Source organism: Natribaculum luteum, from assembly GCF_023008545.1.
Classification (GTDB): domain Archaea; phylum Halobacteriota; class Halobacteria; order Halobacteriales; family Natrialbaceae; genus Natribaculum; species Natribaculum luteum.
This window is the reverse complement of sequence record NZ_CP095397.1, coordinates 1789889-1802886: the sequence shown is the minus strand read 5'-3', so window position 1 is coordinate 1802886 and position 12998 is coordinate 1789889. Positions and strand designations below refer to the sequence as shown.

General features: G+C 63.2%; 12 protein-coding genes. 5 read left to right on the top strand and 7 right to left on the bottom strand.

What is annotated here, in order from left to right; genetic code table 11:
- Positions 1 to 11: 11 nt before the first annotated feature.
- Positions 12 to 425, bottom strand: a complete 414-nt coding sequence (locus MU558_RS09225; protein WP_246974699.1) for a hypothetical protein — start codon at positions 423 to 425, stop codon at positions 12 to 14.
- A gap of 102 nt (positions 426 to 527) precedes the next feature.
- Entirely contained in the window at positions 528 to 767 is a 240-nt protein-coding gene (locus MU558_RS09220; protein ID WP_246974696.1) for a helix-turn-helix domain-containing protein, read from the bottom strand.
- Positions 768 to 1258: 491 nt separating this feature from the next.
- Here MU558_RS09220 and MU558_RS09215 point away from each other — a divergent pair, with 491 nt between their 5' ends.
- The 4 genes from MU558_RS09215 (at position 1259) to MU558_RS09200 (ending at position 5778) form a co-directional block, all read left to right on the top strand.
- Positions 1259 to 1513 (top strand): hypothetical protein, encoded by a 255-nt coding sequence (locus tag MU558_RS09215; protein ID WP_246974694.1) that lies wholly within the window; start codon positions 1259 to 1261, stop codon positions 1511 to 1513.
- Positions 1510 to 1800: a hypothetical protein gene (locus MU558_RS09210; protein WP_246974691.1), complete on the top strand. Its 291-nt coding sequence runs from the start codon at positions 1510 to 1512 to the stop codon at positions 1798 to 1800. The genes MU558_RS09215 and MU558_RS09210 overlap by 4 nt, the downstream gene beginning before the upstream one ends.
- Positions 1797 to 2837, top strand: a complete 1041-nt coding sequence (locus tag MU558_RS09205) for a tyrosine-type recombinase/integrase (RefSeq protein WP_246974688.1) — start codon at positions 1797 to 1799, stop codon at positions 2835 to 2837. The genes MU558_RS09210 and MU558_RS09205 overlap by 4 nt, the downstream gene beginning before the upstream one ends.
- Before the next feature lie 427 nt (positions 2838 to 3264).
- On the top strand, positions 3265 to 5778 hold the full coding sequence (locus tag MU558_RS09200) for a heavy metal translocating P-type ATPase (protein ID WP_246974685.1): 2514 nt from the start codon (positions 3265 to 3267) through the stop codon (positions 5776 to 5778).
- Positions 5779 to 6432: 654 nt separating this feature from the next.
- Here the strand turns inward: MU558_RS09200 and MU558_RS09195 are convergent.
- The 4 genes from MU558_RS09195 to MU558_RS09180 form a co-directional block, all read right to left on the bottom strand.
- Positions 6433 to 8139 (bottom strand): NAD(+)/NADH kinase, encoded by a 1707-nt coding sequence (locus MU558_RS09195; RefSeq protein WP_246974681.1) that lies wholly within the window; start codon positions 8137 to 8139, stop codon positions 6433 to 6435.
- Positions 8140 to 8284: 145 nt separating this feature from the next.
- The gene (locus tag MU558_RS09190) at positions 8285 to 8917 is read right to left on the bottom strand and encodes a DUF5828 family protein (RefSeq protein WP_246974678.1); all 633 of its coding nucleotides are present in this window, start codon (positions 8915 to 8917) and stop codon (positions 8285 to 8287) included.
- Between the two features lie 26 nt (positions 8918 to 8943).
- Positions 8944 to 10134 (bottom strand): Mrp/NBP35 family ATP-binding protein, encoded by a 1191-nt coding sequence (locus MU558_RS09185; protein WP_246974675.1) that lies wholly within the window; start codon positions 10132 to 10134, stop codon positions 8944 to 8946.
- Positions 10135 to 10280: 146 nt separating this feature from the next.
- Entirely contained in the window at positions 10281 to 10751 is a 471-nt protein-coding gene (locus MU558_RS09180) for a DUF2299 family protein (RefSeq protein WP_246974672.1), read from the bottom strand.
- A gap of 101 nt (positions 10752 to 10852) precedes the next feature.
- Between MU558_RS09180 and MU558_RS09175 the strand changes: the two genes are divergently transcribed.
- The gene (locus tag MU558_RS09175; RefSeq protein WP_246974669.1) at positions 10853 to 11590 is read left to right on the top strand and encodes a helix-turn-helix domain-containing protein; all 738 of its coding nucleotides are present in this window, start codon (positions 10853 to 10855) and stop codon (positions 11588 to 11590) included.
- Between the two features lie 222 nt (positions 11591 to 11812).
- Here the strand turns inward: MU558_RS09175 and MU558_RS09170 are convergent, their stop codons facing one another.
- The gene (locus tag MU558_RS09170; protein ID WP_246974908.1) at positions 11813 to 12952 is read right to left on the bottom strand and encodes an inorganic phosphate transporter; all 1140 of its coding nucleotides are present in this window, start codon (positions 12950 to 12952) and stop codon (positions 11813 to 11815) included.
- Between the last annotated feature and the right edge of the window lie 46 nt (positions 12953 to 12998).

The following is a 12998-nucleotide window of genomic DNA, read 5'->3' as shown; positions in this document are numbered from 1 at the left end:
TATCATCCGATTTAAAACAAATCTCGGATACGGCCAAGAATGGAACGCGAAGATGGAAGACGTTCTGGAACACGTCTCAGACGTTCGTGGACATCCTGTCGAATATCTGGATGTTCTTTGAGAAACTCATCTAATTCCCAGATTGATCCAGTGTGACTATATTTGAATACTGCATCGACGTTCTCGTTGTCTGCAATGTACTTTCCTCTGGCTAGTGCCTCCGTCTGTGACGGTTCAGTGCCACCGTTGTATTCGCTGTCTGGGGCTGTCACAAGGATCTGATACCCATCTTGTTCATCAGACTGCTCAATCACAACACCGTTAGCCTCAATCGCTGCGAACCGATCTAAGCATACGTCACAATAGTTGTACTGGCCAGATGGTTTGTTATCCGTGAAGTCTCCACAGCGGGCACATTCTGGCATGTGATATTGTTAGAATGTAGGTACAAAAAAGTACCAGTGTGATTAAAATGGAATGCGATACGAACGTTCTTTTGTACTTATCGTGGTGGATTCAATAAACCGCTAAATGCTGTTCTCTAAGACCTCTGCCTCGAGGTCGCCCTCGAGATACGCCCTTCCTCGATCGGTGATCTGATAGAGGCCTTCGTCGACGCGATCGACGAGTTCGGCATCGCGAAGCTTCCCGAGTCGCGTGCTCAGATAGTGTCTCGAATAGTCCGTATTAGCCGACAAAACGCGCGGAGAGAGTATAAGACCGCTATCGGCGAGGGTCTCGAGGATTCGGTCGTCTGCTTGTGTCATCCACGATACCCTCGGTCGTCGCATACTGGTACGTGCTGTGCTGGCATTTTAGCAATACTGGTTGGATTAACTGGTAGCAACATACGATACTCTGTAGATTAACGTACGGTCGGTTAAGTATAAGTGAGTGGGATGTTTCGGTCACAGTGACGGAAGTCAGACGGACCCGCCGCTACCCGGCCGGGTCCTCAGTAGGAATGCGGACCCGGTGTTAGGGGCACCGGCCCGCCTGGCTCCCGTATCCAGGTTACGGAAGCATGCAAGCGCACGATTCCGCGGGAGATAAACCTCCCGCTCGATTGCACCGATCGGCCCACGGCTCACAGCCCACGGCCCGGACTACTTTCACCTGTCGCGACAGTCACCGAAATTCGACTAGTGCGGCTGACACTCTCGAGAACAGGCGCGAGAGCGATTCCGTCGTCCACTTTCACTTTCACCGACCACCCAAGGATTCGTCCTTTTACGGACAACTCCGTCAGCAACGACCGATGGTGACGACGATCGACTTGGATGATGAGACAGATCGATGGAAGTGGGTTTGCCCCCGCGGCCATCGCAGCTGGGAAGCGACGAACAACCACTTCTGGTGTGCCGAGTGCGCGCGCACCTACGCTGGTGACGACTACGATCCCGAGTTCGACCACTTGCACAACCTCGCGTCCGGTGAAACCGTTCACCGTGACGACCTCCGGTTGCTGACGCGTGCCGGCCCCTACGACTCCCTCCGGGGTGGTTCTGCGTGAGCGACGAGTTCCACGCACTCGAGCGACAGGCCGACGCCCTCGAGGCGATCGCGACGGAACTGCGCTACCAGAACGCGGTTCTGTGCGAACTCCTCGTCTCGATGGACGACCTCGCTGCTCGCGTCGACGACTACCACTGTCCGGAGTCCGAACCACGGCAGCGCTCCGGGCGAGCGATCCAGACGGCGATCGCCGATCAGCTGTACGAGCGCGACGACGCCGAGGAGAAAGCGTCCGTGGGCTTTGGGCCGAAAGGTCACGCGTCGAACTGGGGGGAGAATAGGTGAGCGGCCTCGAGCCGATCACACCCGAGCAGGCCGTCAAGCTCCACCTGGACGCGATGCGTGACAGCAACGCGGAGTGGACGCGCGTTTCACACCGGAGTCACCTGCGCGCGTTCGTCGAGTGGTGTCGCGAAGAGGCCGGAATCGACAACATGAACGAGTTGTCGGGCCGGGATCTCTACCACTTCCGCGTGTGGCGACGCGAAGGCGGGTATTCGAAGGGGCAAGACGAGGAGATCGCCCCGAAGACGCTCCACTCGGTGTTGACGACTGTTCGGTCGTTCCTGAAGTTCTGCGGGGAGATCGAAGCGGTTCACGAGGATCTGTATCTGAAGGTTCCGCTCCCAAGTCTCTCACCGGGCCAGGAGGTGAGCGACAGCACGATGGTCCCCGAGCGAATCCCGCCGATCCTCGAGTACCTGGACCGGTACGAGTACGCGAGCCGGGACCACGTGGTGTTCTTGCTCATCTGGCATACGGGTGCCCGCCTCGGTGGTATCCGCGCGCTCGACGTCGGTGACTGCGAACTCGATGGACGGAAACCGACGGTCGAGTTCGTTCACCGACCGGAGACGGGAACGCCGTTGAAGAACGACGAGGGCGGCGAACGGGTCAACCGAATCAGCGACCGGGTGGCACAGACGCTACGCGATTACATTTCCGGTCCTCGAAAGACGGTGACCGACGACGAGGGTCGACGACCGCTCGTTTCGACCGCCCAGGGACGCGTCGCGCCCTCGACGCTCCGGAACATCGTCTACAGGTGGACCAAGCCGTGCCAGATCGGCGACGAGTGTCCCCACGACGAAGATCCGGAGACGTGCGAGTGGACGTCGTACAACACGGCGTGCAAGTGCCCCTCGACCCGGTCACCTCACGATCTCCGGAAAGCTCGAGTCACGAAGTACCGTAACGAGGGGGTCGCTCGAGGGATCGTTTCCGATCGACTCGATGCCTCGAACCAGATTCTCGACAAGCACTACGACCGCGCATCGAAGCGCGAGAAAGCAGACCGCCGATGGAGAGAAATCCAGCAGTGATCATGAATCTCGAAACCCCAAAAGTGGCAGCAAGCGCGGTGGTGAAGACCCGTCGCGCCCGTCAGCAGACGTCACGTTCTACGACTAAACCGAACTCCCGAGTAGAGAGTTCGAACCCGTTGTTTTCGGGGCTTCCGACGCGTCGACGGCTCCAAGCTACGACCAGGAGGAACGTACCGAAGAGATGAACGTGGTGAAAGGCATTCTCGACGACGGCGGCGGCGGCGACCATGACAAACTACCCCAGCGGGAAGCAAGCCGCACTCGAGACGTGTGACGACCGCCTCGAAGCGGTTTGACGAGTTACTCGTCTCCTTTTCTGACGATGTCGACGAACGTCCCGACGTCGAACGTGCCGGGCGGTCACCGCCGTTCGCTGCACGTTCTGACGCCACTGTTATTGCCCTCGAGCGTGCACTGTTCGCGTGTGAGTGATCGACGAGAGGGGAGTGACCGTTGCACACTGTGTGGGACGGCACCCTCCGGGTCGGCCGTCGAAGCCGAGTCCGGCGAGCAGTTCTGTTCGTCCGGCTGTCGAGACGTGTACGAGACGCTCGGGACAGTCGAAGCCGGAGACGAAAGCGCCGTCGAACCTTCTCACGGCGAGGAAACGCACGGTCGGACGCAGCGATCCGACGTCGAGTACGCAAACGACGCACTGGCCCGCACGTTCTTTCGGGTCGACGGGATGCACTCGGCGATGTGCGAGTCGTTTCTCGAGTCGGTCGCCGAGGCTCGCGACGGCGTCGAGAGCGCGGCGGCGAGTTACGTCACGGAGGTCGTGCGAGTCGACCACGACCCCGATCGCGTGTCGAAACGCGAACTCAGGGACGCGCTGAGTACGGTCGGCTACACGGCGTACCTTCGCGAGGAAGCGAGTGGCACAGACGAAGAGGGCGGAACACAGCGGTCGCGGGAGATGCACGGCCTCCGGAAGCGCCGGACGGACGACGTACTCGAGTTTCGGTACATCGTCGGCGTCGTCTTCGGGATGTTCATGCTGGTCCCCTACGTCGCGGTCCTGTATCCGGTGTATCTCGCGTCGTTCTCCGACGCGGGGATGCTGGCGCTGTTCCGTGACAGCTTCGGCGGCTTCGACGGACTGGCGTTCGTGCGGCTGTTCTCCGTGCTGACGGGAGCGATCCTCTACTTCACGGGGATGCCGCTCCTGCGCGGTGCGTACGTCAGCCTGAAGATGCGACGTCCGAGCACCGACCTGCTGGCGACGCTGACGATCGTGAGCGCCTACCTCTACGGGACGGTCGCCGGCCTCACGGGACGGATCGACGTCTACTACGATCTGACAATCGTGGTCGCCGCCGTGGTGATGGCAGCGTCGTTCTACGAGGAGACGGCCAAACGGCGCGCGATGAATCGGCTCACGGACCTGACGGTCTCGCAGGTCGACGAGGCACGGCGGTACGAACCGGGTGGGACGACGAGCGACGTCCCGGTGGGGGACCTCGAGCCCGGCGACCGGGTTCTCGTCCGGCAGGGCGAGCGAATTCCGGTCGACGGGACGCTCGTCGACGGCGGCTGTACGGTCGACGAGGCCGTCGTCACCGGGGAGTCGCTCCCGGTCTCGAAACGAGCCGGCGACGACGTCGTCGGTGGCTCGGTCGTCACGGGCGACGCGGCGGTCGTCGAAGTGGGCACGGAGACGACGAGCAGCATCGACCGACTCACGCGCGACGTCTGGGACCTCCAGTCTGCAGAACACGGTGTGCAGCGCCGTGCCGAGCGACTCGCCGCGACTGCCCTCCCGCTCGTCCTGGGTGCCGCCGCCGTGGTCGGCGTGGTACGGTTCCTCCTCGGCGCGAGTCCGACGGCGACGCTGCTGGCCGTGCTCCTGACCGTGATCGTCTCGAGTCCGTGGGCGCTTGGCTTCGCGACGCCGCTTTCGGTCGCCTCGAGCATCCAGGAGGCGATGGAGCGGGGGATCGTCGTCTTCGACGAGACCGTCTTCGAACGGCTCCGGGACGTCGACGTCGTCGTCTTCGACAAGACGGGGACGCTCACGACTGGCGAGATGACAGTCCTCGAAGCCGACGCGTCGGAGGAGCTCCTGCGGGCCGCCGCCGTACTGGAGCGGCGGACGTCACATCCGGCCGCGAGGGCGATCGAGCGTGCGTTCGTCGACGAAACGGACGGGAGCGAGCCAGTGCGGTCTGACGGCGGACGATTCGACGGTCGGGCGGACGAACTGGACGTCCAGGAGTTCCGGAGCCACGCGACCGGCGTCGAGGGAGTCGTCGACGGACGGACGGTACTGGTGGGCCACCCCGACCTCTTTCGAGAGCGTGGCTGGACTCTCGACGAAGGGACTGAAGCGCGCGTTCGCGAGGCTCGAGACCGCGGTCGCCTCCCCGTCGTCGTCGGTCGAGATGGAGCGGCAGACGGCGTCGTGATCGTCGGTGACGAGCCGAGAGACGACTGGGAGGAGACCGTCACCGCGATGACCGAGGCGGGGATCGAGGTCGTGGTCCTCACCGGCGACGACGAAGCGGCGACCGACGTCTTCAGTCGCCACCCCGACGTCGAGTACGTGTTCGCGAGCGTCCCGCCCGAGGGGAAGACGGCGACGATTCGGCGACTGAAAGCCGACGGCAGGGTGGCGATGGTCGGCGACGGAACGAACGACGCGCCCGCGCTCGCCGAGGCCGACCTCGGGATCTCTCTCGGCGGCGGTACGGCACTGGCGTCGGACGCCGCCGACCTCGCCATCGTCGACGACGAGCTCGTGGCGGTCGAGCGAGCGTTCTCCCTCTCGGTTGCTGCGGGACGACGCGTCGAACGGAATCTCTGGCTGGGACTCGGCTACAACGCGATCGTGATCCCCGTCGCAGTAGTGGGCGCGTTGAACCCGCTGGTGACGACTGCTGCCGTCACGGTGAGCAGTCTCCTCGTCGTCGCGAACTCGTCGCGGCCGCTTCTCGAGTGAAGCCGAACGGGCGACGCGTCGTCTCGCACCTCGAAGGAGTAAATGTATTTCGAGTTTATTTTTAACCACATTAATAGACAATTCTAGTACTATTTCGTGCAATAGTCTCTATTTATACTTGTATACGACCACGAACATGCCTCCTTCGAGATCGGCGGACGATCGAGAGCGAAAGTCCTCGACAATCCGTTATACGGATCGTATCTCACGACTTCGAGCAATAGGGAAAATCGATCTCGGATCGGGGTTCATTCGAGATGAGCGAGTAGTAACCGGTTGGGATCGGCGATAACGAGCCCGATTCGGCGTATTCGAGCCATTTACCGATGGATTAGTGCTGCAGATAAAATTCAGCCATTTATCACATGTATACAGTACTGGTTTCTTTATAAAGTATACTATCGATCCGATAGAAGTGCCACAAGAACGGCGATTTCATAAACTAAAGAATCGTTTCTCGAGGCGGCAGGAATCGACTACCACGTCCGCACCGGTTCGCGTGATCTCCGAGAACGGACGTCTCGTCGACCGGTTCCACGAGTGTCGGAGTCGGGGTCGTCGATCGGTCCGCCGTCGCCGGCAAACGAGTTGGTCGCGACGGTGGAACCCGCTCGAGTGTGTCGAACGTAGAGGCGCTTCACTGCGCTGGCGATTTCAGTTGTCGATCGTGTTGCGCAGCTGTTCGCTGTGTTGCAGTCGATCTATGATATCGCCGTGAATGTGTCCGTTCGAGCCGACGAGTTCCTGCCGGTCTTTTTCGGTGTAGATCTCGAAGGGGTCGCCGCTCGTGTCGGTGAGCGTCGCGCCCGCCTCCTTCGCGATGACGACGCCCGCGGCGACGTCCCAGGGGTGGGTGTCGTACTCCCAGACGGCGTCAGTGCTGCCGTTGGCAAGATAACACAGGTGAAGCGCTGCGGCACCGAGCCGTCGGACGCCGCGAGTCTCGTTGTAGAAGTGGGTGAGAAAGCTACCGTCCGGGTCGTATCCCGAAATCAGCATGCTTTCGTCGAGTTCGGTCCGGTCTGTCGTCGTGATCCGATTGTCGTCCTTGTAGGCACCCTGGCCCTCGATCGCCGTCCAGAGTTCGTCGGTTTCGGGCGCGTAGACGACGCCCATGACGGGGACGTCCTCTTCCAGCAGCGCGATCGAGACCGCGTAGTTGGGGTTCCCGTTGGCGTAGTTTCCGGTCCCGTCGAGCGGGTCGATCAACCACGTGTACGTGCTCCCGCTCTCGACGGATACGTGTTCTTCCGACCGGATGTTGTGAGCGGGGTACTCGTTCTCGATGGCCGTCGTGATGATGTTCTCCGACAGATAGTCGGCTTCCGTGACGATATCCGCCTTGTCGGTCTTGAACTCCTCGGCCTCGACCCGACCGTGGAGTTCCCTGAGCGGATCGCCAACGCTTCTGGCGGCTTCTTTCGCCAGGCTGTGTGCCCGTTCGATCATGTCCTCCGGTTCGTCGTCGTCGGCCGCGACGGTCCGCGGGAGCGACTTCGCCTCTGAGCCGCGAGCGCCCCACCCGAGGAGTTCGCTGACCGCCGTGAAGAAGTCGTCGTCGTAACTCGTCCGCACGATGTCGGCGGTGCTCTGGGCACCGGTGATCGTGACCACGTCGTCGGTCTCGAGTCGGACGTGGTGGCGACCGCCGTCGACCAGCATGTCGGCGTCCTCGCTGCAGACAACCCGGATCGTCGTATCCTCGCTGACGATCACGGGACGAACGCCGATCTGGTGGGTGTGCAGCGGCACGATCTCGAGCGACGAATTGTTCGTCGGGCGGTGGATCGGGCCGTTCGCGGACAGCGAGATGCCGGTCGATCCGGTCGGCGTCGCAACCGCGAGTCCCGTCCCGTCGTACTCGCCGACGTACTGACTGTCCGCGAATACGTCGAGTTTCGTGATTTTCCGGTCGACCGGATCGTCCGGTGGGACGTGCTGGACCATGACGTCGTTGATCCCCGTGGCTTCCACCCCGTTGGCTTCGACTGCCAGCTGCTGGCGGTTGTCGATCGTCGACCGTCCCTGGACGACCTCGGTCAGGGCCGCCTCGAGGTCGTCGACCGCCACGCGAACGAGGAACGCGAGCGTCCCCGTGTTGATCCCGAGAAGCGGGACGTTTCGCGGCGCGAACTGCTTGATACCCTCGAGAAAGGTGCCATCGCCGCCGATGGTGATTCCGAGCGTCTCCATCTCCCCGGCATAGACGTCGTCGATGGAGGTTCCCACGTCGACGGTTTTCAACCGTAACCCGTTCTCCTCCGTCCACGTGCGCAGTCGGTCAACGGCTACGTCGCTTTCCTCGCCAGGGCTCGTGATCGCGATGATGTCCTCGACTGTCGACAGGCGTCTCCCTCGCATATACCAAGTGTTATCTATTCACAAGGATTTAAATTGCTTTTGTTTAGCGCAATACTATCGGCGAGGGTTCACTTCGTCGCGATTTCTCTCGGCCGACACTGTGGCTGGTGCGGACGAACTGACGCCACAGAATCGCCACGAAGAACTACGGGCGGTCGTGTCCCTCGGCGATCGCGACGCGCTCGGCCGCCGTCTCGACGGACGGGTGGACGTCGCGTTCGGCCTCGAGGTAGTCGCCGATCGCCTCGCGTCTGCGCTCGTCGACGGCAACTTCGAAGACGAATTCGCCGCTCCCGTGCAGACCTCGCTTGCGCTGTAGGCTCGCACTAACGAGTTCGTTGTCGAAGTAGAAAGGCGCAGCCTTCGTCATCAACCGTTTGTAGACCACGTCTTCGACCGACCGAACGACACCGCGACTCACCGAGTCCGCTGCTCTGGTGAGATACTGGATCGACTCCCGCCAGCGATCGATGGCTTCGGTGGTGTCGTCGAGCCGTTCGTAGGCACTCGAGAGTTCGTCACCGGCTTTCAGCAGATCCTCCCCGGGGGACTTGTCGGCCCGTTCGCCGGGGCCTTCGCTCAGATGTGCTTGCTCGACTGTCTTCTCTCGAATTTCCTCTGCCACCCGGTCGTGTCGCTTCGGCCGCCACTCGTCCCACTCCGCCAGCTCCGCGCTAGAACAGCCGTCCTCGCGGAGGGCCGTGGTGATGCGTTCGCCGAGTTCGACGACGGCTTCCCAGTCGCCGCGGACTTCGTATCCCGAGACTGTTTCTTTCATGGTCACTGCAGTTTGACTGGATCGCGTTACCGTCGCTCCCCGTCCGCACGGTCGACGTTCGCGGCGAGGGTCTCGAGGCGTGCAGCAGTTCGTGTCGCGAGCAGTTCGAACGACGCGCGCGTCTCGCCGCCGTCGGCTCTGACCCCGACGGGTGCGAGCTGTCCCCGTTGCTCGCGTTCGTCACGCGTTCGTGGCAACTGGAGGCGACCGAAGCCGGGAATGGAGATGCCGGGCGGGTCGCTCTCCTCGTCCGACGTGGTCAACTGCCCGACGGCGGGATCGAGCGGAAGGCGCTCGAGGACGGGGACGTCGAACTCGTCGCCGAGTCGGGCGGCGCCGCCAGCGTCGAAGATCTCGTGGACCGATTCGCAGTCCGGACACTCGAACTGGCTCATGTTCTCGACGAGGCCGAGGACGGGGACGTCGTAGCGGGCGAAACCGCGAAGGCCCCGCCGTGCGTCGTCGACGGCGACAGCCTGTGGTGTCGTCACGACGACGGCACCGGAGACGGGCAGGTGCTGGACCAGCGACAGCTGTGCATCGCCGGTTCCGGGTGGCAGGTCGACGACGAGGTAGTCGAGCGATCCCCACCGGACGTCGCCGAACAGCTGTTTGATGAACTCGTCGACCAGGGGCCCACGCCAGATGACCGGGTCGTCTTCGCCGGCGATGAATCCCATGCTCATCACCGACACGCCGTGTGCGGTCCGTGGCACCATCTCGTCGTCGGGCGTCGCGTCCGGCGTCCGCTCGGAGAGACCGAGCATCGCGGGCGCGTTCGGGCCGTAGACGTCCGCGTCGAGGAGCCCGACGTCGGCCCCGCCGGCGGCGAGTGTCGTCGCGAGGTTCACCGCGACGGTGCTCTTGCCGACTCCACCCTTGCCGCTTGCGACTGCGACGACGTTTTTCACGTCCGGGAGGAGGTCGATCCCCGGTCCGGTCGCCGTAACCTGCGGTCGCCACTCGACGCGAACCGACTCGACGCCCGCGAGGTCCGCCGTGGCCCCACGTATCTCGCGTTCGACGTGGGACCTGGCGGCCGCCGACGGGGCCACCAGCGTGACGGGCACCGTCAACTGGCCGTCCTCGACGGAGATCGCTCCGTACCCCTCGAGGTCGGCGAGGCTCTCGAACAGCAGTTCGCGACCGACCTCGGCGTCCGCGAGCGCCCGCTCGACCGTCGCGGGATCGACGCGCGTTCGGTCCGCCCGGCTCATGTCGGTGGGCCTGACGGACGAGTCGTTCGCCGACCGGTTCGAGGCGCTGAATCGGTGATCGTCGACCACATCTGTGTTCAGTGTTGGCTAGTACCGTCAGCAGAATCGAGCATAAACCTTGCGGCACGGGACCGCCCGCCGTCGGGCTATCCCTCGATGCTGTCGATGAGCGTCACGAGGTCGTCGAGGTAGCGCATCCCCTTCCAGACGGCGACGAGTCCCGTCATGAGTTCGTGCTGTGACACCGCGTCCGGGTAGATGCGATACTCGAGGAAGATCCGCTGGAGATCTTCGAACGCGACGTTGGTGCCGCGTTCGTCGACGAACCCGTAGACGACGGGGATCGTCGTGAGCGTCTCGCGGACGCGGGCGACCAGTTCGTTGCGGTCGGCCGCCGTCATGTTCTGAATGCGCGATCTGATTCCCTCGCCGTACTCGATTTCCTGCCCGAGAAGCAGCGGGCCGCCGGGACGGCGCTGAATGACGTGGACGAGCATGCCGGACATCTCGACGGTGAGATTGAAGTGGGCCGCCTCGTCGGGGACGGGTTCGACCGATTCGACGAGTTCGTCGTCGATCCACTCCGTGACCTGCGCTTGATCGATCGTCTGTGGCATGGCTACCAGATGTGTGGGGCCGGGAAATGAATCTTGCCCCCGACCGAGTCGCGTCCGAACCGGACGATTTACGTTACCAAGTGTCGTGATGTACCGGACAGATGCGAGAGCTCGTCTTCCAGATCGAGTACGACCACGGCGCGGATCCCGTCATGGACGTCTTCATCGAACAGCCAGAGCTTCGTGCCCGATCGCTCGCCTGTCACGCTTCGCTGCGGGGCGTCTGGCGACTCGACTGGATCACCGGGCCGCCCGCTGCCGTCGAGACGCTCGAGGACGTCTTCCTCGACGACGAGCACTGTAACGACTGTTTGCGGACGCCGGGGTGTACCGCCAGCCCGACGTACGACGTCGTCTCGGAGACGGCGGGCGGGAAAGTCATCTACACCTCCCGAACCGAGACCGACCGGTGCAGTTCGATTCCCAGACTCGCACGCGAATGGCTAGAGGGGGGACTCCTGTTCCAGGCCACCCGATCCCACGACAGCTACGAATGGCACGTCCTCATGCAACGAGGTGACGCCGTCGGCCAGCTCACGGACGCCATCCAGCGATCGCTCGGGATGCAACGCCGCTTCGACCTCAGATACCTCGGCGAAGTGACCGAACGGGAGCGCCACCTGCTAACCGGGCCGCCACTTCCGTACGAGCAGCGACTCGCGCTCGAGCGGGCGGTCGAGACCGGATACTACGAGACGCCCCGCGAGACGACGCTCGAGGAACTGGCCGCAGACCTCGAGGTCCCCCGGTCGACGCTCTCGTATCGCCTCCGGCGAGCCGAGGCACGGCTCGTCCGGGCGTTCGCTGCGCCGCTCGGCGACGCGCCGTCGTCCGACTGAACTCGCCCTCGCTACCGGAGTTTGACGGTGACGCTCCGGCCACACGCCGGACATTGAGCGTACCGCGTCGAGTCGCCGTCGTACGTCCACCGGTAGCCACAACTCGAGCAGTTCAACCTCGTTTGAGTCATGTCGATTCTACTGTTCGTGGTTCGGAAGTTATATGTTTCGGCGGTCGTGTCCGACCGCGACCGCCGGCTAGGGCACAGTCATCACGGGAGGTCAACGAATCATCGTAATCGCCGTAAACGCCGTGTACCCGAGGACGATCGCGATGGTGAGCGACGCGATCCACGCGAGGATCGTATACCCCATCTTCTTTCGACTGACGCTCCCCGCACCGCCGCTGGCGTAGCCGCTACCGATGATCGCGCTGATGATGATCTCGTTGAACGAGACCGGAATGCCGAAGAAGACCGCGGTCTGGGCGATGGCAAAGGACGGAACCAGCGCGGCGATAGAACTTCGGGAGTCAAGAGCCGAGTAGTCGCGCGAAACAGCTTTGATCATCCGTGGTGCGCCGGTCCACGAACCGGCGAGCAGGCCCACCCCCCCGCCGATAAGGATCGCAGTTAGCGGGAGCTCGAACGGGTCGAGCATCGGGAGCAGCGGGCCGATCGCGAGACCGACCTGGCTGCCGCCGGCGGAGAACGCGACGAGTCCGCCGAGTACGAGCAGGAAACGCCGCTCTGCGCGAACCTCGTCGCGAGCGAGTTCTCGATAGCTGATTCCAGCACAGGTCAACGCGATAGTGAGCGAGATGAACGCCTTCCCCGCAGTGCTCTCGGCGCTGACGAACAGCGGGAACGCCTGGGCCCCGACGGTCGAGATGGACGCGGCGTTCGAGGCGCTCCCGAGGGCTGCAAACTCGATGTTCGCGATAACGAGACCGACGGCACCCGCCAGTCCCGAGATGTACATCGGTCGCCGGTCGGGATCGCTATCGAGCGACCTGGCCGTCGCGTAGGCGATCCCACCGCCGACGAAGGGGGTGAGCGTCCAGAGCAGTGCGATCTGTCGATACTTTCCCCAGGCTGGATCGCCACCGAGAGCCAGGCCGACGCCGACGACGGCACCCGTCACGGTAAACGCCGTCGCGATCGGGTACCCAGTGAAGACGCCGATCGCGACGAGTGACGCTGCCGTAAGCAGGCCGACCGTCGCGGCGACAGGCGAGAGCGACACCCCGTGGATGAGTTCACGACCCATCGCCTCGGAGACGTTCGCCCCCTGAAGCGTCGCACCGGCGAACCCGAGCAAGCCGACGAGAAAACTCGCGCGCATGATCGAGATGGCCTTCGCTCCGACCGCAGGGGCAAACGGCGTCGACCCGGACGACCCCGCGCCGATCGCCCACGCCATGAACAGGCTCGCGACTGTGGCGACCAGTAGTGCTACGATCGCGACC